This window comes from Phytohabitans flavus, from assembly GCF_011764545.1.
Taxonomy (GTDB): Bacteria; Actinomycetota; Actinomycetes; order Mycobacteriales; family Micromonosporaceae; genus Phytohabitans; species Phytohabitans flavus.
In genome coordinates, this window is record NZ_AP022870.1 from 5993671 (window position 1) to 6011379 (window position 17709).

Below are 17709 nucleotides of genomic sequence, written 5' to 3' on the forward strand. Positions count from 1 at the left end.
CGAGACCATTGACGCTCATGGATCGGCTGCCACAATGGCTTAGGAAAGCGCTTTCCAAGGCACTCCGCTCCAGGCACCGAGAGGAGACCGGTGAGACGCACACTGTTGTCGGCCCTGACCGCCGTGCTGGTGGTCGGCGCCCTGGCCATCGCAAAGCCCGCCCAGGCCGACCCCTACTTCACCACTACCCCGCCCGACGGCTGCTACCTCTACACCTACTCGCACCAGGGCTACACCTACGCCTCGCAGACCTATTGCACGAGGATGCATGGCTTGCACCGGGCGGTGGCAGTCTGCTCGGACGGCCGCACCGTCCACGGCTACGCGGAGGAGATGGACTACTTCCGGTTCTCCACGGCCGAGTGCCGCTCGACCGCATATCCCTGGGACCCGATCCCGGCCGTCGAGATCTGGGGCGAGTACTGGCCCGACTACTGAGGACAGCGCGAGCGCTGCCACAGCCAGCCGCGGGAGCAGCTCGGCCAACAGCGGGGGCGACGGGACCACTCGTTGCCCCCGCCTCTATTCCATATTGGAGATTTGGGCTACCGCGATGTCCGCGGTGGTCCGGACCGCTGCTCCCGCGGCCTCACCCTCCGCGTTGCACAACCCAACGCATCGCCTATGCGCGAGACAGATACGCCAGTACGGCCAAGACTCGTCGATGAGTGTCGCCCGAGTCGTGGATACGCAGCTTGTGGAAGATGTTGCGCATGTGCGACTCCACCGTGCGTTCCGCCATGCGCAGTCGGGTGGCGATCGCCGCGTTCGAGTGGCCCTGCGCCACCAATGACAGCACCGCCTGCTCCCGTTCGGTCAGCGCGCCAAGCGGGGCGTGACCGCCGCTGCCCGGCGCGAGAAGCGCGGCGACGACCTGCGGGTCGAGCGCGGAGCCGCCCTCGGCGACCCGGCGCACCGAGCGCGGCACAGCCCGGCATCGACCGTACGGCGGCGGCCAAGCAACTCGTCGCGACCGAGACCGGCTCGATCCTCGCACCGTTCTTCCTGCTGTACATGGTCGGACTGATCGGCGGCAGCATCGTGCTCACCATCGGCCTGCTGATCGCCCGCGCGCAGCCCTGGTGGCTGACGGTGCTCGTCGGCGCGTCGATCTTCGCGATCTTCTTCGCCAGCACGGGCAACCCGAGCGGCCTGATCACCGCACTCGTGATGGCGGTGGCGTTCGTTCTCGCCGCGCGCCAGCCGTCGGCGCCCGGACAGCAGCCCGCGCCGGTACCGGCCGTGAATCTGGCACGCTGACCGACTTCCAAACACCAAGGCCGCCCCGTCCAGTCATCTGGGCGGGGCGCAACCGTGTCCGCGAACCGGGTAGGCGCGCAGTGGCAATACACAGGTGACAGTGTCAGATCGCGGGGGAGGTCGAGTGACGGCACAGGAGACCGGCGTCATGCCAGACGCGAACGTGATCCGGGAGTCTCTGGCGGATCCGGATCGGTTTGCCGAGCTGTACGACCGCTACGCGGCTCAGTTGTACCGCTATGCCTACCAGCGGGTCGGGCCGCAGAACGCGGAAGACGTAGTGGCCGAGACGTTCCTGGCCGCGTTCGAGGCGAGGCGGTCCTACGATCCCGGTCGTCCGGAGGCGCGGCCGTGGCTGTTCGGCATCCTCACCAAGAAGCTGGCCCGCCATCACCGTTCCGAAAAGGCAAGGTTGCGGGCGCTGGCGCGGGCCGCACCCGATGCGGCCACCCCAAGCCCGGCGGACCGGGTGGCCGCCCGCGTCGCCGCGGCCGGAGTCGCACCCCAGCTGGCCGCCGCGCTCGCCGGCCTCCCCCGCGGCGACCGGGAGGTGCTGCTGATCATCGCGTGGGGCGAGCTGGGCTACGACGAAGCCGCCATCGCGCTGGACATCCCTATCGGCACGGTACGCAGCCGGCTGCACCGTGCCCGGCAACGGGTGCGAGCGGCCCTCGGCGGGACTGATCCGACCGCCGATTCCACCGACGGCAACGATCTGTGAACCGGGAGGAACCCATGAAAATGCTCCACGACCTCGGCGAGGCTTTGGCTCCACCCGCGGCCGGCGACATCCAGCCGCCGCCCGACCTGCGCCGCCGGGTGCTGACCGCCGCACGCGAGCGCCGCCGCCCACGGCTGGCGGTCAGGACCAGACTCGCCTGGCGACTTGGCGCGGTGGGCGCCGGTGTTGTCGCGTTCGCCGTACTGCTCGCGCCGAACCTGCACCGGGCCGACGATCCGCCACCGAACGCCGGCGAGACGAGCGACGCGGCCAGCGTCCTGCGGTTGGCGGCACAGACCTCGGCGGCCCTGCCGGCACCGGCCCGCGACGACAAGTTCGTCTTCATGGAGACTGTCGACTTCATGCGGGTCGGCCGCATCCTAGAGCCCGGCCGCGAGCCTCAACGGCGCCTGGAAGGGCCGCAGCTGAAATACACCTGGTGGCCGGTTGATCCCGCCCGGAACGACGGGTACTTCAAGATGCTGCCCCCCTTCTACGGCAAATGGGCCAATCTCGGCGCTCCCAAGTACCGGCCTCCGACGCCGATACCGACCGAGGGCACGCTCGACATTGGGGGCACGCCGCCGGTGCTGTCCACCGATCCTGAGGGGATGCTGGCCTACCTTTATCGCGAGGACCCCGAAAACGCCCGCCTTCCCGGGGATACCCCCGACCAGCGGGCGTTCGACCGGCTCACGAAGACGGTGATCCCGCTAAGCTACGGCAACCCGGCTGCCCAGGCGGCAGCGCTTCAGGCGGCCCAGCGGATCGGCGGCGTGCAGGTCCTCGAACGCGTCACGGACGCGGCCGGCCGCACCGGCGTCGCGGTGGCCCGCGCCGAGGGCGGCACGCGGATCGAGCTCATCTTCGACCCGCAGACCTACCGCTACCTCGGCTACAACTTGGTCGACGCCACGGGCGAGATCCAGCACAGCATGGCCATCAAACGCACCGCGTTCGTCGACAAGATCAAACAGCTTCCCTGAACCACATAGGACGAGGCTCCCGGCAGGACAGCGCTCGATCACGCGCTGCCCGACCGGGGCCTCGTGCCTGCGTTCTCAACCGCCGATCATCGCGCGGGCCGCGGCGACGATGGCGTCGGCGTCGATGCCGGCCGCGCGCAGCTGCTCGTCCGGCTTCGCCGAGGCGGGCATCGACCGGACCGCCAGCTTGTGTACCCGCGGCGGTGGCTCAGTGCCGTCAGCCCACACGTCGAGCACCGCGTCGCCGAGGCCGCCCTCCGGCCAGTGGTCCTCCACGGTGACGATGCGGCCGGTGTCCCGCGCCGCCGCGCGCAGCGTGTCAGCGTCGATCGGCTTGACCGAGTACGCGTCGATAACCCGGGCCTGGATGCCTTCGGTGGCAAGACGGTCGGCGGCCGCCAGAGCCTGGTGCACGGTCACACCGGCGGCCACGATGGCCACCTTGTCGGCGGTCGACTCGCGCAGGACGCGGCTGCCGCCGATCGGAAACCGTTCGCCGGGCGCGTAGATCACCGGGGTGTCGCCCCGGTTGGTACGCATGTAGCTGATCCCCTTCCGGTCCGCCATCGCGACCGTCAGCTGGGCGGTCTGGTTGGCGTCGCAGGGGCACAGCACGGTGCTGCCGTGCACCGCCCGCAGCATCGCCAGGTCTTCCAGACCCATCTGCGACGGCCCGTCCTGCCCGATCGCCACCCCGACGTGCGAGCCGCACAGCCGCAGGTTCGCTCGGCTGACCGCGGCCATGCGGATGAAGTCGAATGCGCGGGTCATGAACGCGGCGAACGTTGCCGCGTACGGCACCCAGCCGCGGGCCTGCATCGCGGTGGCCGCGGAAATCATCTGCTGCTCGGCGATGTAGCACTCGAAGAACCGCTCCGGGTACTTCGCGGCGAAGTACTCGGTGCGTGTCGAGTCGGCCACCTCGCCGTCCAGCGCCACGACGTCGCCCCGGGCGCCGCCGAGCGCGACAAGCGCCTTCCCGAACGCGGTGCGTGTCGCGGCCTTCTCCCCCACTTGATAGGTGGGCAAGTCCAGATTCCCATCGGGGAACCGGTTCGGCGTACCGGAACGGTCCGGTTGCGTCACCTGTACCGTCAGGTCGCGCACGCCGCCAAGCTCCCGCACCGCCTCTTCCGCGTCCGGCACCGGCTTGCCGTGAAAGCCCTCCTGATCCTCCACCGCTGCGACACCACGCCCCTTGCGTGTACGGGCCAGGATCGCCTGCGGGCGGCCGGTGGTGGAGAGAGCCTGCGCGAACGCCCGGTCGACGTCCGCGATGTCGTGCCCGTCCACCTCGATGACCCGCCATCCGAAGGCGCTGATCCGCCGCGAGTACGCGTCCAGGTCCCACTCGTGCCGGGTCGGCCCGCGCTGGCCCAGCCGGTTGACATCGACGACCGCGGTCAGGTTGTCCAGGCCCGCGGTCCCCGCCTGCTCGAACGCCTCCCAGATCGAGCCCTCGGCAAGCTCACTGTCACCGCACAGGACCCAGACGTGGTACGGCAGGCGGTCCAGCCGCGCGCCGGTCAAACCCAGCCCGACGCCGACCGGCAGGCCCTGCCCCAGCGACCCGGTGGCCACTTCCACCCAGGGCAGCCGTGGCGTCGGATGCCCTTCCAGCCGGCTGCCCAGCCGCCGGTACGTCATCAGCTCGTCGAAGTCGATCGCGCCGGTGGCGCGGAGCATCGCGTACAGCAGCGGCGAGGCATGCCCCTTGGAGAACAGCAGGTGGTCGTTGTGCGGGTCGTCCGGCCGTGCCACGTCGTACCGCAGGTAGCGGGTCAGCAGCACCGACATCAGGTCCGCCGCCGACATCGACGAGGTCGGATGTCCCGAGCCGGCGGCCGCGGCGGCGCGTACGGCGTCGACCCGCAGCTGCTGGCCCAGCTCGGTCATCCAGCCCACGTCCGGCCGAGCCTCGAGGTTCGTCCCAGTAACAGCCATAACCCCGCGCCTACCCGTACGCCGGGCGGCCAAACCCGTGTGCGACCGGCTACGTCACGAAGTCATCCACGCCGGTCAACGGGCGAACATGCCCACCAGCGTGCCAGAGGCCAGCTCCTTCCGCCCTATGGCCCGCCGTACGTCGGTGACGCCCGGCCGGTCCGGCAGGTCCAGCGGCTCCCGGACGGCGTACACGTGGAAGAAGTACCGGTGCGGCTCGTCCCCGATCGGCGGCTGCGGACCAGCCCAACCGGTGCTGCCGAACCCGTTGGTCCACTCCGTGCCGTGCGCGGGGACCAGGCCCTCGCCCACCTCGCTGACCTCCGGGTCGATCCCGGTGACCAGCCAGTGCAGGAACGGCTCCTCCCCAGCGTCCGCGTCCTCGCAGAGCAGCACGAGCTCCGCCGTACCACCGGGCGCGGCGGACCACTCCAGCGGCGGCGAGCTGTTGTCCCCGGATCGGGACATGCGGTCGGGCATCAGATCGTGGTCGTTGAACGCGGTACTACGCAGCATGAGACCTGACACGGCCACCTCAGATGTTCTCGTGAGCGACGCTGATGTCCGCCAGCGCTGACCGCGGGTCCCGCTCGATGGCCATGTCGCCGAGGGACAGCACACCGACCAGCTCGCCGCGATCCACGACCGGAATGCGGCGTACCGCCCGCTGGCGCATCATCTGGACGGCCTGGTCGGAGTCGTCGTCCGGGCCGATCACCGCCAGGTCCGGACTGCAAATCTCACCGATTGTGGTCGAGCTCACGTCCCGCTCCTCGGCCAGGACACGGACGATGATGTCCCGGTCGGTGACGATGCCGCGCAACCGCCCGTCGCCGCCGACTACCAGCACGTCTCCGATGTCCTTCGCGCGCATCTGCTTGGCCGCCGCGGCGAGCGAGGCGTCGGGCGCCAGCGTGACCGGATGCGGCGTCATGAGCTCGCGGACCTTCTCCGCCATTAGTCGCACCTCCAAAAGACTTCAGTCTCCTGACGGCCTACCCGTGCGAGGCTCGGTGAAACCCGCTCCGCCGGGGGATGGCGAGGGCCGGTGCGTCCGCGGGCAGTCGGATCAGGCGAGGTCGAGCAGCTCCATCTCGCCGCCGCGGACCATCCAGCGCGTGAACGAGCCGATCTTTCCGCAGGCGACGCAGCGCTCGGCCGTGGCCAGCGAGCGGATGCCCTTGCCATTCGGGTACAGCGAATAGCCGACCGCGACGTCGAAGCCCTCCTCCTCGCAGACGCAGACCATGACCTGGACGTCGTCCTCGGACCAGTACTCGCCGCTGCCCGCCACGAAGTGCTCCGCCTCGCACTGGCGACAGGTGCGGCGCATCGTGCCCTCCACCGGGTCGCCGGAGACGCCGAACACGCCGGCGCCGCACTGCCCGCAGGCCGAGTGCCGGATCTCGTGCACGTCATACCCCTCGGCGCCGATCTCCTCCAGGAACGCGTCGAGGTCGTCAGGTCCGTCACCGACGTGCCATTCGCCGTCCATCCGCAAAGCCATGGACGGATCCAACCAGAGACCGCCAGCCGGCGGTGCCCCAGTCAGGTGAGGACGACGCGTGGGATGGGAGCGGTGTCCGCCTCCCAGGCGGGCATCGGGCGGACGCCGCGCACCGAACGGCGGGCCGGGCGGGTACGGCGAGCGCTGGCCGCCTCGCGTACGCGGAGTGCGGCCGAGAGTGCCTCTGTGTCGAGGCTCCGCTTGGCGGCCACCGCGACCTCCGCCGCCTGCCACGCCGAACTCTCCACTTCAGACAGTGTCTCGCACGCGCGGCGCAGGCGGTCGCGGCGGGCCACGCTCAACCGGGTGTCCTGCTCGAACGGGTGGCGCCGCGGGTCCCAGCCGTCGCGCCCGGCGAGCACGGCGCCGAACTCTTCCGCCGCAAGGTCTCCTCGGCGGTACGCGGCCGCGGCGGCACGCTCCAGGTAGCGGCGGCGTACCGCTACCTCATCCACTGTGGATGGTGGATCCGGAATGCCGAAGGCCTCCGCCTGTATGGAGCGCAGTGCCGCCTCAGCCGCCTCGTCGTACGCCCGCCACGCCGCCTGTTGAGTGCGGCACACCGCGGCCCACGCGGCGCGCCGCCGCTCCGCCGTCACCGCCGCACGGCTCGCCGCGACGGCCACCTCCTCCGCGTACCGCCGCAGCTCGGCCTGTCGCGCGGCGAGTGACTCGCGTCGCGCCCTGACCCGCTGCTCAGGCCGGGTCCGGCGCCACCGGCGCCGGGCGGAGATGGCCATCGCCACGAACGGCACAGCGCCCACGGTGACGAGCGCCAGCCAGATCAAAGCGGCGCCGCGCATGTCCAGCAGGAGGCCATGGAAATCGATCTTCACGGGAAACACCTCACCCACGGATCGGAGGGGTACGGGAGGAGGTTGTGCCGGGGTCAGCGCACGAGCTGGGGCGGGGCGCGCTGGCCCTGCGCCGACCGATCGGCGCTGTCGGCGGTGACCCGCTCGGCGGGCACCGGCGCCTGGGCGGCCCGCGGCTCGGCGGCCACGGGCACGGAGGTCTCGACCACGGCCGCCGCATCGATCTCTGTGGACAGTCCCACCTCGACACAGACGCCCACCGGCGTCGACACGTCAGGCGGGGGCGCGGCGTGGACGGATCCGGGCACGGCCAGCACGGCCAGGAACGCGAGGCCCGCGGCCAGACGTCCGCGCAGCCGACCCCGCACGCGGCGGGCGGGCGCGGCGTCGGACATCCATACACGTTATCGCAGCCGGGAACCGGACACGCCGAAGTGCCGTCAGATGGAGATGACGATCGCACCTGGCTTCCGCGCGGCGGCCGCCGCATCCCTATTCCTGCTGGTCGCGTGCGCCCAGGAGGGCGGTGACAGCACGTTACCGGCCGACGCGCCGGCCCAGCGTCCGGCGGACGCCATCGCGTTGCGGATCGACCACACCGGCGGCTTCACCACTCCCGGTGACGGAGTCGCACGGCTACCGGTCGTGGCGATCTACGGCGACGGCCGGGCGATCGTCCAGGGTCCCCAGCTCACGATCTACCCGGGTCCGGCGCTGCCCAACCTTCAAGTGATCCAGATCTCGGCCGCGGACCTGGACAAGCTCGTCGCGCGGGCCACGGACGCCGGCGTCGGCACAGCCAAAGACCTGGGACAGCCGCCGATCGCCGACGCGCCGTCCACCCGCTTCACCGTCGACACCGCGGACGGCCCGGCGACCACGGAGGTGTATGCGCTGGACGAGACCGGCGGCACCGGCAGTGGCCTCACCGCCGACCAGGTCGCGGCCCGCACCAAGCTGCGCGACCTCCAGGCGGCCGTCCGCGACCTGCACGGCACGCTCGGCGTCAGCTCTGGATCGGAGCAGCAGTACAAGCCGGTGGCGCTGGCCGCGGTCGCCACGCCGTACGTCGCGCCCGAGGGAGCCCCGGGCATCAAGGAGCAGCCGGAGGTCGCCTGGCCGGGGCCGGCACTGCCCGGCACGTCGATCGGCAAGGGCCTGGAGACCGGGTGCGTGACGGTCACCGGTGACGACACCGCCAAGGTGCTGGCCGCCGCGGAAAAGGCCAACGCGGCGACGCCGTGGGCCTCCGGTGGTCGCAAGTGGACGGTCATCATCCGCCCGCTGCTGCCGGACGAGACGGACTGCGCCGATCTGCTCAACCGTTAGCGGACTGCCGGCGGGTCTTGGTGGGCGGTCGGCGGGCCCACGGAGACCCGCCGGGCCCCGCTGTCAGTCGGACCCGCCGGAAGCGGGCCAGGGGTCGCGCCAGCCCAGCAGCTCGGCGAGCCGCGCGTTGTACGGCACGAAGTAGTCGCGCAGTGCCCGGGCCACCTCCGCCGGTGGCCCGCCCCGCTCCACCCGCCGCGTGTGCTGGGCGAACCGGGGCGGCAGAAACGGCTCCAGGTCGAGAAACTCCAGCAGCTCCGCGTACGTCGACGCGGGGTCGGCGTAGAAGTCCTCGCTGCGCACGACCATGACCTGCTGGCGTGGCACGTGCCGGAACCACCGCTCCAGCTGCTCGGCGTACCGCCCGCGCGCCGTGTACGAGTACCGTCGCAGCACCGTGTGCGCGGCCCGGCTGTCCGGGCCGGCGCGCAGGGCCCACGCCAGCCGGTCGTGCTCGGCCGCAATCGCCTCGGCGAAATTGAGCGGCTCCACACCGGACGACCGGGTCTGTAGGTAGTGCGAGTAGGCCCGCTCCACCGGGTCGCGCAGCAGCGCGATGTACCTCCCGTACGGCAGCGTGGCCGCCGCCCGCTCGGCCGCGCGCGGGTGGAAGAGGTAGTACGGGCTCGCCTCGAAGCTCAGCCGCCCGGCCATGGGCGCCGGGAAGTGACCCCGGTACCAGCGCTCACCGCGTCCATAGTGGATGCTGAAGAACTGGATCTCCTTGCCGGCCGCTGCGCGCACCTGCGGGTGCTCGGCGAGGTACTGGTGCAGCGAGGTGGTGCCGCACCGCTGGGCGCCGACCACGAGGAAGTCCGGCAGCGCGCCGGGGGCCACCGACCGAGCCCACGCCCGGGTGCTGCGCACGGCTCGGCGCACGGTGTCGACCGCGGGACGGCGGCTCATGACAGCTCTGCTGGCTGGCTCGCTCCGCTCGCTTCGGCCCCGGATGCCGGCTCAATCCGGGCCGATCGCGCCGCGCCCAGCTCCGGATTGAGCTGGCCCCGCAGCCACGCCGCTACCGCTCGTAGCGCCATGGTCACCTCCCGAACCACCCGGTACGGACGGCTCAGAGTCTGCCATACGGCGGTGTCAGCGCTGCCTGTTGATCGCCGATGCGGCAAGTGCCACCAGAGCCTCGCGGGCGTCGGCGGGGATCGGGGCTTCGGCGAGGGCGGCAACGGCAGCGTCGGCCCGTACCCGGATCATCTGCTCGATCCGCTCCAGCGCACCGGTATCCACGATGATCGCGCGCAGATCCTCGGCGCCGCCGGAGTCGAGGTCCGGGTTGCCGAAGAGGTCCCGCAGCCGGGCGGCCTGTGTCCGGTCGGCGCCGCTGCGGGCCAGCGCCATCATGACGGTCGGCTTGCCCTCGCGCAGATCGTCCAGGATGGACTTGCCGGTGAGCGCGGGATCGCCGAAGACGCCCAGCACATCGTCGCGGAGCTGAAACGCGTCGCCGAGCGGGTCGCCGAACGCGGCGTACGCGGTGTGCAGCTCCGCCCCTCCCCGGCCAGGCCGGCGCCGATCTGGAGCGGCCGGGTCACGGTGTACCGGGCTGCCTTCATCCGGATCACCGTGAGCGCGCTCGCCACCGAGCCGTCGCCGACACCGGAGACGAGATCGAGGTACTGGCCGGCGATCACCTCGGTGCGCATGTGGGCGAATACGCCGTACCCGTGGTGGATCTGCTCGGGCGGCAGGCCACACTCGTGGAACATCTGGTCGGCCCACGCGGCGCACAGGTCGCCACAGAGCAGGGCGGTGTTGCGGCCGAACGATGCCGGGTCGCCGCGCCACATCGACTTCGCGTGCAGCTCGGCGAAGACCTTGTGCACCGAAGGCTCGCCGCGGCGCCGGTCGCTGCCGTCCATGATGTCGTCGTGGATCAGCGCGAAGGCGTGGAACAGCTCCAGCGCGGCGGCGGCCACCACCACCTCCGGGCTGTCCGTGCCGCTGGCCCCGCGCCAGCCCCAGTAGCAGAACATCGGCCGCAGCCGCTTGCCGCCCGCGAGCACGAACCGCCGCAGCGTCGCCAGTACGCCCCGGGGCGCGCCGTCCGGCCAGTCCGGGTCCTGCCGGTCGATGAACGCCGCGAGCTCGGCGTCGAAGCGCTTCCGCAACCCGTCCAGCTCCGACTCGGGGACGACCTCGACACTCACGTCAGTCCCCGCTTCGCCGCAGGAAGTCGCTCGCCGTGCCCGCTCATGACCGCAGCCCTGCCAGGCCGAGCAGGAAGCGCTTGACCTCCGTCGCCGCGAGGTGCGGGCGGGCGGCCGAGCGGTCCGAGCAGATGAGCACGGGTGCGTCGTTGGGGTGCGCCGGAAGGCGGCCGTGGGTCCCGCGCACGGCCTTCGCCCCGGCGTCCAAGCCGACGACGCTCATCATGTAGCGCATGCCGAGCTTCTTGCGGGCCAGCGCCTTGGCCGCCCGCCGCTTGGCCGCAGCCGGCGCGGCCGGGTCGAACAAAAGCTCGGCCGGGTCGTACCCAGGCTTGCGGTGGATCTCGACGAGTCGCGCGAAGTCGGGGGCGTGGGCGTCGTCGAGCCAGTAGTAGTACGTGAACCAGGCATCTGACTCGGCTACGAGCACCAGCTCGCCCGAGCGCTCGTGGTCGAGGCCGTGCGCCGCCTTCCCCGCCTCGTCCAGCACCTCGGCGACCCCGTCCAGAGTGGAGCAGAGCTTGGCGACGGCCGGGATGTCGGCCGGATCCTTCACGTACACGTGGGCGATCTGGTGGTCGGCGACCGCGAAGGCCCGCGACGTCCACGGGTCCAGGTACTCCATACCGTCCTGTGTGTACACCCGCAGAAGACCCTCGGCGCGCAGCATGCGGTTGATGTCGACCGGGCGGCGGGCGTCGGTGATGCCGTACTCGGAGAGCGCCACCACAGTGGCCTCCCGTGCCGCGGCCGCGTCGAGCAGCGGGCCGAGCACCTCGTCGAGGGCCGTCGCGGCGGCGGCCGCCTGGGTCGAGGAAGGGCCGAAGCGCTGGAGGTCGTAGTCGAGGTGTGGCACGTACACGAGGGTCAGGTCCGGATTGTGGTCCGCCATGATCTTCTCGGCCGCCTTGCAGATCCAGGCCGACGAGGGCAGGCCGGCGCCCGGGCCCCAGTACGTGAACAGCGGGAAGCTGCCCAGCGCACCCACCAGGTCGTCGTGCAGCTCCGGCGGATCGGTGTAGCAGTCCGGCTCCTTGCGCCCGTCGGCGTAGTAGATGGGGCGCGGCGTGACCGTCCAGTTGACGTCCGCACCCATCGCGTACCACCAGCAGACGTTCGCCACGGTATACCCGGGCTGCGCCTTACGGGCCGCGTGCCACAGCTTCTCCCCGCCGACGAGCGCGTTGTGCTGGCGCCACAGCAGCACGTCGCCGACGTCACGGAAGTACCAGCCGTTGCCCACGATGCCGTGCCCGGCGGGCGTCTCCCCGGTCAGGAACGTGGACTGCACGGTGCACGTGACCGCTGGCAGCACGGTGCCGAGCGAGGCGTGGAATCCGGCGTCGGCCACGGCTTTGAGCCGTGGCATGTGTGCCAGCAGCCTGGGTGTCAGGCCCACCACGTCGATGACGACCAGCGGCGTCATGCTGATACCTCCTCGCTCATCAGAGCCCGGGCTTGTCCATCAAGGTCCGGGCGAAAGCCAGCTCGGCCGCGATGCCCGCGGCCACGTCGGCGTCCGTACGGGGGCGCTGCTCCCGCGGGAGTACGCCCCAGGTGTAAGTCTCCACGTCGAAGTGGTCGCACAGTGGCTCAGGGCCCCCGAGCAGCTCGCGCATGGCGGCGCGGAGCACCGGCACGGTGGAGGTGAGCGGTGCGGCCGGCTCGGCGTGCAGCGGTACGTGGTAGTGCACCCGCCACGGGCCCTTCAGCTCCCGCTCCAGCGCCTCGTCCAGGTCGTCGGCGGCGTCCCCGTGCGCGGAGCGGGTCTGGTGCAGGAAGCGCGGCTCGACGTACCCCCGCAGTACCTCGCGCGCGGCGACCGGGTCGGTGGCCTCCAGCGCGGCGGAGACCTGCACCTTGACCACCGGCAGGCCGGCCGCCCGGAGGCGGGCCAGCGCCTCGGCCGGCTCCTCCCAGGCGCAGGCGAGGTGGGCCAGGTCGAGGCAGACGCCGAGCCGCTCGGTGTCCACGGCGGACAGCGCGGCGGCGGCCTGCGCGGTGGTCTCCACGATGCAGCCCGGCTCGGGCTCGAACGCGACCCGCACCGGGCGGCCGGACCGGTCGGCGATCTCGGCGAGGCCGGCGGCGAGCTGGTCCAGCATCCGGGCGGCGGCGTCCGCGCGATCGGCGTCCCACGGCTCCCGCCAGGCCAGCGGGAGCGTGGAGATGGAGCCGCGGGCCGCGCTGTCAGGCAGCAGGTCGACGAGCACCCGGGCCAGGTCCAGCGTGTAGTCGAGGCGGCGCTGGTCGGTCCAGTCCGGGTAGTAGACGCCGAGCTTCACCACCGGCGCCTGGAACGCCTCGTACGGGAAGCCGTTGAGCGTCACCACTTCCAGCCCGCGCGTGTCCAGCTCGCGGCGCAGTCGCTGGCGCAGCGCGGCGTCGGCGGCCAGCTCGGCGGCGAGCGGGGCGGCCAGCCACAACCCCAGCCCGAGCACATCCGCGTCGAGGTGGCGGCGGATCGCGACGGCGTACGTGTCGAACTGCCGCACGATCCCGTCGAAGTCCTCGGCCGGATGCACGTTAGTGCAGTAGCTCAGGTGCATCAGCTGCCTCCCCGCAGGATGGAGTTGCCGGCGAAGGTCGCCTCCTTAGCCTCCACATCGGACAGGTCGAGGCGGCCGGACTGGCCGTAGAACTCCACGGGGTTGCGCCACAGCACAAGGTCGACGTCGTCCTCGCTGAAGCCGGCGGCGAGCATCGCGTCCGCCGTGGTCCGGGTCAGCAGCGGGTCCGAGCGGCCCCAGTCGGCGGCCGAGTTGACGAGCATCCGCTCCAGCCCGTACTCCTGGAGGATCTTCACCATCCGGGGCGGCGACATCTTCGTGTCCGGGTAGATGGAGAAGGCGAGCCAGCAGCCCGAGTCGCGGACCAGCCCGACGGTGACCTCGTTGAGGTGGTCGACGACGACGCGCCCCGGATCGATCCCGGACTCCGCGACGACCGCGAGGGTCCGCTCGGTGCCGCGTGCTTTGTCCCGGTGCGGCGTGTGCACCAGCGCGGGCAGCTCGTGCTCGATCGCGAGGGCGAGCTGCGCGGCGAAGACCTCGTCCTCCTCGGGGGTCATCGAGTCGTACCCCACCTCGCCGACCGCGACCACGCCGTCCTTCTCCAGGTAGCGCGGGAGCAGGGCGAGCACCTCGCGGCAGCGCGGGTCGTTGGCCTCTTTGGGGTTCAGCGCGATGGTGGCGTGGTGCCGTACTCCGAACTGGCTGGCCCGAAACGGCTCCCATCCCACGAGCGAGTCGAAGTAGTCGGTGAACGAGCCGACGCTTGAGCGCGGCTGTCCCAGCCAGAAGGCCGGCTCCACGATGGCGGTGATGCCGGCGGCCGCCATCCGCTCGTAGTCGTCGGTGGTCCGCGAAGTCATGTGGATGTGCGGGTCGAAGATGCGCATCAGATTCCCTTCAACCGGTCGAGCAGGGCGAGCGCGTCGGGTGCCATGTCACGGCCGGCCGCCCGGCGCTCCTCGACAAGGCCGCTGAGCATTGTGGCGAGCTCGGCGTCGGCCCGCTCGTCAAGACCGTCCACGTTGGAGAGCGGAAGGCCCATGAAGACGCACTTGAGCACCGCCTGCCGCCAGGCCGCGTCATCGAGGTGCCGCGCGTACGGGCCGACCGCGGCGGCCACCAGCCGGGTGTCGTTGGTGCGGATCGCGTCCAGCAGCAGCGGTACGCCTTCGTCCGCGATGGGCAGCAGCGGCAGTCCTTTGAGGACGGCTCGCTTCTCGGCCGCGTCGCCGTACCGGTAGAGCCCTTCCGCCTCGTCGGCGACGCGCTCCGCCGGCACCGCCGCCAGCAGCTGCACCCGCGCCGCCTCGTCGGCACTCCAGCCCGGTACGTCGGCCAGCGCCTCGCGCCCCACCCGGCGTCCCGCCGCGGGGAAGAGCCGCCCGATCACGCCCGGGTCGGCCGCGACGCGCTCCAGCGCCTCGCCGAGCCACCCCTGTGCGGGTACGGCCACACGTAGCTCGTCCAGTGTCGTCATACCGCCTCCCCATCCCGCTCGGCCTTGCGGAGGAACTCGATGGACTGGGCGGCCACCGTGGGGGCCGCGTGCGAATGGCGGGGCAGCTCGACGGCGACCAGGCCGGTGTAGCCGGCGGCGGAGAGCGCGGCCAGCACGGGCGGGAAGTCGATCTCGCCGGTGCCGAACTCGAGGTGCTCGTGCACGCCCCGGCGCATGTCGTCGATCTGCACGTTGACCAGGTGGCCGGCGACCTCGCGGACACAGTCCGGTATGGGCAGCGGCTCCAGGCACCGGCAGTGTCCGATGTCGAGGGTGATGCCGAAGCCGGGCGGGGCACCGAGGTCGGCGTGCAGCCGGCGCCAGGCGGCGATGTCGTCGCCGAGCATGCCTGGCTCGGGCTCGAAGCCGAGCGTCACGCCCGCCCGCGCCGCCTCGTCCACGATCTCGGCGCACCCCCGCACGAGGCGGTCCCACGGGTCGGCGACGCCGGGCGGGGTGATGCCGGACCAGAACGAGACCGCCTCGGCGCCCAGGTCGGCACCGATCCGGACCGCGTGGCGCAGGAACTCCAGGCGCTTGGCCGGATCGTCGTGCAGCAGTGTCGGCGCGTGCTTGTGCCACGGGTCGAGCAGGTAGCGGGCGCCGGTCTCGATGACCACCGACAGGCCGAGGCGGTCCAGTGTGGACGCCACGTCCGCGGTGCGGCGGGCCAGGTCCGGCGCGAAGGGGTCGAGGTGATCGTGGTCGAGCGTGAGCGCCACGCCTTCGTACCCGAGGTCGGCGATGACCGCCAGCGCGTCGGAGAGGCGATGGTTGGCGAAACCGTTGGTGCCGTACCCGAATCGAAGGCTCATGTCGGTGACACAATCCGGGCGAGGCGGCGGGCGAGCGGCGCGAAGGCCGCGACCACGACGCCGGTGGCCGGTGCGCCGGCGCTGGCCGCGAGCGCGCCTTGCAGGGGCGGGAGGCCGGTGATGCCGGCGCCCACGGCGGCCCGCACCCGCGCGGCGGAGGGGTCGGCGGCGACCCGGGCCTGCGCGGCGCCGTACCCGGCCGCGTACCAGGCGGCGAGCGCCCCGGGCACCGCGGCTGCCGCGCCCCGTCCGTTCCGCGCCGCGGGGAGGCTGGCCGAGAGCGCCACCGCGGCGGTGCCGGCCAGCGTCGCGGCGGGCAGCGCGCGGTCGGCGCCGGAGACCTCACGGCGGGACAGGGCGGTGACCGTGTACGTGTGCGCGGCGACCGTCAGCGCCGCCGGCACCGCCCGCACGACCCGGCCGGGTGAGGCGCCGAGCAGCACGTCGAGGCCTCGGCAAGCGGCCATGACGGCAGGGCCGGCGGGGGTGTTCTTGGCCCGCAGGTCGTACGCCCACACCGCCCCGGCCAGCGGGAGCGCGACGGCCAGCGCGCGGCGCCCACCGGCGAGGGCGGCGAGCGCGATGCCTGCCGCGGTCAGGCCGGCCGCGACGCCCAGCGCCTCCGGCGGCGTGATCCGGCCGGACGGGATGGGACGCTCGGGCCGCTCGACCGCGTCGAGGTCGCGGTCGGCCCAGTCGTTCGCCGCCATGCCGGACCAGTAGAGGCACACCGACGCGGCGGCGAGGCCCGCCGTGCGCGGCCCGAGCACACCACCCGCGGCCCCGCCCGCGACAACATCGCCGGGTACGGAGAGCGCGGCGGGCGCCCGGACCAGCTCGGCCAGCGAGCGCAGACTAGGCATCGGCGAGCCCGCGGACAAACGACGCGAGCAGGGCCCACTGCTCGGCGAGCGAGTGCGGCACCGAGCCCAGCGGATCCTTGAAGAAGAACGCGAGGTCGGTCAGCGGCCCGCTGCGGCCGGACTTGTGCGCGGCGGCGGTCAGCCGGGCCAGGTCCAGCACGAGCGGAGCGGCGAGCGCCGAGTCGCACCCGTGCCAGGTGAACTCCATCCGCATCGAGGTGCCAAGGAAGCCGCTGAACGTGATGAGGTCCCAGGCGGTCTTGAAGTCGCCGATGTCGTCCACGTACTCGATGCGGGTGTTGCCCTGCGGCTCGTACCCGAGTGTCTCCCCCAGCACGCGCTGCTTGCTGGTCGCCTTGGCCGCGTTGGCGCCGGGGTCGGCGAGGTTGGCACCGTCGCCGCCGCCCAGCAGGTTGGTGCCGGACCAGGTGCGCACGCGCAGGTTGCGCATCGCGAACATCGGCGCCAGCACCGACTTGACAAGCGTCTCGCCGGTCTTGCCGTCGTGCCCGGCGTACGGGACGGCGTGGCGGTGTGCGAGCGCGTCGAGCGCGGGCAGCCGGGCTCCGGTCGAGGGGGTGAAATCGATGTACGAGCAGCCCGAAATAAAGGCCGCGTACGCGTACAGGGAGCTTGCCGGGAGCACCGCGCCCGGCTCGCCCAGCGCCTGCCGCAGCGCGTCCGCGTCGGCGTGCGCCGGGTGGGCGGCCGGGGCCGGCTCGGTGGACGAGACGTTGACGACGACCACGCGTTCGAGGCTGTGCCGGTAGCGGAACGCCGAGATGTCCTCCGCGATCAGCGCGGCGGTCTCGAGCTGCGTGGCGGCCGCCGGTACCGGCCGGATCTCGGGCTCGACGGTGGCCAGCTCCTCGGTGAGCGCGGCGACGAGCCGGGCCGGTATCACGCCGGCCACGGCGAGCGCCTCGGCCTTCTTGCACAGCGGAATCGACGCCGGGTCGTGCCCGCCGAAGACCAGCTCGCCGATGGCCGGGAACGCTGGGCTGCGCAGCTGGGGCAGCTCCGTAACGCAACCGGTGGTATCGGCCAGTCCAGCCCTGATCGCGGTCGCACCGACAATGCTGGTCACGGCGACTGAACCGCGCCCGCCAGCGAGCCAAATACCTGTCGCCATGGTGACCTCCCACCTTCGATTAGATACCAGCGATCGATACCTCGCCGGGATTGTTTTGGGCCCCGTCCACCCGCCTGCCGAGATGGCACCACCGTGACGGCGCCGGAGTCGGCGGCACCGACGCTGTCGCGGCCCGGCGGGCAAGGCGGACGGGGCTGTGGTGG

Annotated in this window: 20 protein-coding genes and 1 pseudogene; 5 read left to right on the plus strand and 16 right to left on the minus strand. The window is 72.1% G+C overall.

Going from position 1 to position 17709, the window contains the following annotated elements:
- The first annotated feature begins 90 nt into the window (after window positions 1-90).
- Entirely contained in the window at window positions 91-438 is a 348-nt protein-coding gene (locus Pflav_RS26320) for a hypothetical protein (RefSeq protein WP_173039037.1), read from the plus strand.
- Between the two features lie 184 nt (window positions 439-622).
- Here the strand turns inward: Pflav_RS26320 and Pflav_RS26325 are convergent, their stop codons facing one another.
- Window positions 623-916 carry a helix-turn-helix domain-containing protein gene (locus Pflav_RS26325; protein WP_197938749.1) on the minus strand — a complete coding sequence of 98 codons (294 nt, stop codon included), beginning with the start codon at window positions 914-916 and terminating at the stop codon, window positions 623-625.
- A 98-nt stretch (window positions 917-1014) separates the two neighbouring features.
- Here Pflav_RS26325 and Pflav_RS26330 point away from each other — a divergent pair, with 98 nt between their 5' ends.
- The 3 genes from Pflav_RS26330 to Pflav_RS26340 all read left to right on the plus strand — a co-directional run bounded on the left by Pflav_RS26330 (window position 1015) and on the right by Pflav_RS26340 (window position 2967).
- Window positions 1015-1260, plus strand: a complete 246-nt coding sequence (locus tag Pflav_RS26330) for a hypothetical protein (protein WP_173039041.1) — start codon at window positions 1015-1017, stop codon at window positions 1258-1260.
- A 124-nt stretch (window positions 1261-1384) separates the two neighbouring features.
- On the plus strand, window positions 1385-1981 hold the full coding sequence (locus Pflav_RS26335) for an RNA polymerase sigma factor (RefSeq protein WP_232071934.1): 597 nt from the start codon (window positions 1385-1387) through the stop codon (window positions 1979-1981).
- Between the two features lie 14 nt (window positions 1982-1995).
- On the plus strand, window positions 1996-2967 hold the full coding sequence (locus Pflav_RS26340) for a CU044_5270 family protein (RefSeq protein WP_173039043.1): 972 nt from the start codon (window positions 1996-1998) through the stop codon (window positions 2965-2967).
- 75 nt (window positions 2968-3042) lie between these two features.
- Here the strand turns inward: Pflav_RS26340 and Pflav_RS26345 are convergent, their stop codons facing one another.
- From Pflav_RS26345 to Pflav_RS26370, 6 genes are all read right to left on the minus strand, one after another.
- Window positions 3043-4911, minus strand: a complete 1869-nt coding sequence (locus tag Pflav_RS26345; protein WP_173039044.1) for a transketolase — start codon at window positions 4909-4911, stop codon at window positions 3043-3045.
- Window positions 4912-4986: 75 nt separating this feature from the next.
- The gene (locus tag Pflav_RS26350; RefSeq protein ID WP_197938750.1) at window positions 4987-5427 is read right to left on the minus strand and encodes a YbhB/YbcL family Raf kinase inhibitor-like protein; all 441 of its coding nucleotides are present in this window, start codon (window positions 5425-5427) and stop codon (window positions 4987-4989) included.
- A 19-nt stretch (window positions 5428-5446) separates the two neighbouring features.
- On the minus strand, window positions 5447-5869 hold the full coding sequence (locus Pflav_RS26355) for a CBS domain-containing protein (protein WP_173039046.1): 423 nt from the start codon (window positions 5867-5869) through the stop codon (window positions 5447-5449).
- A gap of 111 nt (window positions 5870-5980) precedes the next feature.
- Window positions 5981-6418: a hypothetical protein gene (locus tag Pflav_RS26360; protein ID WP_173039047.1), complete on the minus strand. Its 438-nt coding sequence runs from the start codon at window positions 6416-6418 to the stop codon at window positions 5981-5983.
- A 41-nt stretch (window positions 6419-6459) separates the two neighbouring features.
- Entirely contained in the window at window positions 6460-7254 is a 795-nt protein-coding gene (locus Pflav_RS26365) for a hypothetical protein (RefSeq protein ID WP_173039048.1), read from the minus strand.
- A gap of 53 nt (window positions 7255-7307) precedes the next feature.
- Window positions 7308-7628 carry a hypothetical protein gene (locus Pflav_RS26370; RefSeq protein ID WP_173039049.1) on the minus strand — a complete coding sequence of 107 codons (321 nt, stop codon included), beginning with the start codon at window positions 7626-7628 and terminating at the stop codon, window positions 7308-7310.
- A 55-nt stretch (window positions 7629-7683) separates the two neighbouring features.
- Here Pflav_RS26370 and Pflav_RS26375 point away from each other — a divergent pair, with 55 nt between their 5' ends.
- On the plus strand, window positions 7684-8562 hold the full coding sequence (locus tag Pflav_RS26375) for a hypothetical protein (protein WP_173039050.1): 879 nt from the start codon (window positions 7684-7686) through the stop codon (window positions 8560-8562).
- Window positions 8563-8625: 63 nt separating this feature from the next.
- On the opposite strand, the gene Pflav_RS26380 is transcribed toward Pflav_RS26375, so the two are convergent.
- The 9 genes and pseudogenes from Pflav_RS26380 to Pflav_RS26420 all read right to left on the minus strand — a co-directional run bounded on the left by Pflav_RS26380 (window position 8626) and on the right by Pflav_RS26420 (window position 17545).
- On the minus strand, window positions 8626-9468 hold the full coding sequence (locus Pflav_RS26380; protein WP_173039052.1) for a sulfotransferase family protein: 843 nt from the start codon (window positions 9466-9468) through the stop codon (window positions 8626-8628).
- 186 nt (window positions 9469-9654) lie between these two features.
- Window positions 9655-10724, minus strand: a pseudogene (locus tag Pflav_RS26385) (polyprenyl synthetase family protein).
- Window positions 10725-10767: 43 nt separating this feature from the next.
- Window positions 10768-12150 carry an alkaline phosphatase family protein gene (locus Pflav_RS26390; protein ID WP_173039054.1) on the minus strand — a complete coding sequence of 461 codons (1383 nt, stop codon included), beginning with the start codon at window positions 12148-12150 and terminating at the stop codon, window positions 10768-10770.
- 19 nt (window positions 12151-12169) lie between these two features.
- Entirely contained in the window at window positions 12170-13273 is a 1104-nt protein-coding gene (gene eboE, locus Pflav_RS26395; protein WP_173039056.1) for a metabolite traffic protein EboE, read from the minus strand.
- Window positions 13273-14124 (minus strand): TatD family hydrolase, encoded by an 852-nt coding sequence (locus Pflav_RS26400; RefSeq protein ID WP_173039058.1) that lies wholly within the window; start codon window positions 14122-14124, stop codon window positions 13273-13275. The genes eboE and Pflav_RS26400 overlap by 1 nt, the downstream gene beginning before the upstream one ends.
- Window positions 14124-14714, minus strand: a complete 591-nt coding sequence (locus Pflav_RS26405; RefSeq protein WP_173039060.1) for an EboA domain-containing protein — start codon at window positions 14712-14714, stop codon at window positions 14124-14126. Before Pflav_RS26405 ends, Pflav_RS26400 begins: the two co-directional genes overlap by 1 nt.
- The gene (locus Pflav_RS26410; RefSeq protein ID WP_173039062.1) at window positions 14711-15550 is read right to left on the minus strand and encodes a sugar phosphate isomerase/epimerase family protein; all 840 of its coding nucleotides are present in this window, start codon (window positions 15548-15550) and stop codon (window positions 14711-14713) included. The genes Pflav_RS26405 and Pflav_RS26410 overlap by 4 nt, the downstream gene beginning before the upstream one ends.
- On the minus strand, window positions 15547-16413 hold the full coding sequence (locus tag Pflav_RS26415; RefSeq protein WP_173039064.1) for an SCO3242 family prenyltransferase: 867 nt from the start codon (window positions 16411-16413) through the stop codon (window positions 15547-15549). Before Pflav_RS26415 ends, Pflav_RS26410 begins: the two co-directional genes overlap by 4 nt.
- On the minus strand, window positions 16406-17545 hold the full coding sequence (locus Pflav_RS26420; RefSeq protein ID WP_173039066.1) for an inositol-3-phosphate synthase: 1140 nt from the start codon (window positions 17543-17545) through the stop codon (window positions 16406-16408). The genes Pflav_RS26415 and Pflav_RS26420 overlap by 8 nt, the downstream gene beginning before the upstream one ends.
- Between the last annotated feature and the right edge of the window lie 164 nt (window positions 17546-17709).

What these genes read in the sequence shown, in the direction of transcription:
- Pflav_RS26330 (WP_173039041.1), top strand. Translation starts at nt 1,015, where the DNA reads ATGGTCGGACTGATCGGCGGCAGCATCGTGCTCACCATCGGCCTGCTG.
- Pflav_RS26375 (WP_173039050.1), top strand. Translation starts at nt 7,684, where the DNA reads ATGACGATCGCACCTGGCTTCCGCGCGGCGGCCGCCGCATCCCTATTC.
- Pflav_RS26345 (WP_173039044.1), bottom strand. Translation starts at nt 4,911, where the DNA reads ATGGCTGTTACTGGGACGAACCTCGAGGCTCGGCCGGACGTGGGCTGG.
- Pflav_RS26415 (WP_173039064.1), bottom strand. Translation starts at nt 16,413, where the DNA reads ATGCCTAGTCTGCGCTCGCTGGCCGAGCTGGTCCGGGCGCCCGCCGCG.
- eboE (WP_173039056.1), bottom strand. Translation starts at nt 13,273, where the DNA reads ATGCACCTGAGCTACTGCACTAACGTGCATCCGGCCGAGGACTTCGAC.
- Pflav_RS26400 (WP_173039058.1), bottom strand. Translation starts at nt 14,124, where the DNA reads ATGCGCATCTTCGACCCGCACATCCACATGACTTCGCGGACCACCGAC.
- Pflav_RS26420 (WP_173039066.1), bottom strand. Translation starts at nt 17,545, where the DNA reads ATGGCGACAGGTATTTGGCTCGCTGGCGGGCGCGGTTCAGTCGCCGTG.
- Pflav_RS26360 (WP_173039047.1), bottom strand. Translation starts at nt 6,418, where the DNA reads ATGGCTTTGCGGATGGACGGCGAATGGCACGTCGGTGACGGACCTGAC.
- Pflav_RS26405 (WP_173039060.1), bottom strand. Translation starts at nt 14,714, where the DNA reads ATGACGACACTGGACGAGCTACGTGTGGCCGTACCCGCACAGGGGTGG.
- Pflav_RS26380 (WP_173039052.1), bottom strand. Translation starts at nt 9,468, where the DNA reads ATGAGCCGCCGTCCCGCGGTCGACACCGTGCGCCGAGCCGTGCGCAGC.
- Pflav_RS26370 (WP_173039049.1), bottom strand. Translation starts at nt 7,628, where the DNA reads ATGTCCGACGCCGCGCCCGCCCGCCGCGTGCGGGGTCGGCTGCGCGGA.
- Pflav_RS26390 (WP_173039054.1), bottom strand. Translation starts at nt 12,150, where the DNA reads ATGACGCCGCTGGTCGTCATCGACGTGGTGGGCCTGACACCCAGGCTG.
- Pflav_RS26410 (WP_173039062.1), bottom strand. Translation starts at nt 15,550, where the DNA reads ATGAGCCTTCGATTCGGGTACGGCACCAACGGTTTCGCCAACCATCGC.
- Pflav_RS26350 (WP_197938750.1), bottom strand. Translation starts at nt 5,427, where the DNA reads ATGCTGCGTAGTACCGCGTTCAACGACCACGATCTGATGCCCGACCGC.
- Pflav_RS26355 (WP_173039046.1), bottom strand. Translation starts at nt 5,869, where the DNA reads ATGGCGGAGAAGGTCCGCGAGCTCATGACGCCGCATCCGGTCACGCTG.
- Pflav_RS26340 (WP_173039043.1), top strand. Translation starts at nt 1,996, where the DNA reads ATGAAAATGCTCCACGACCTCGGCGAGGCTTTGGCTCCACCCGCGGCC.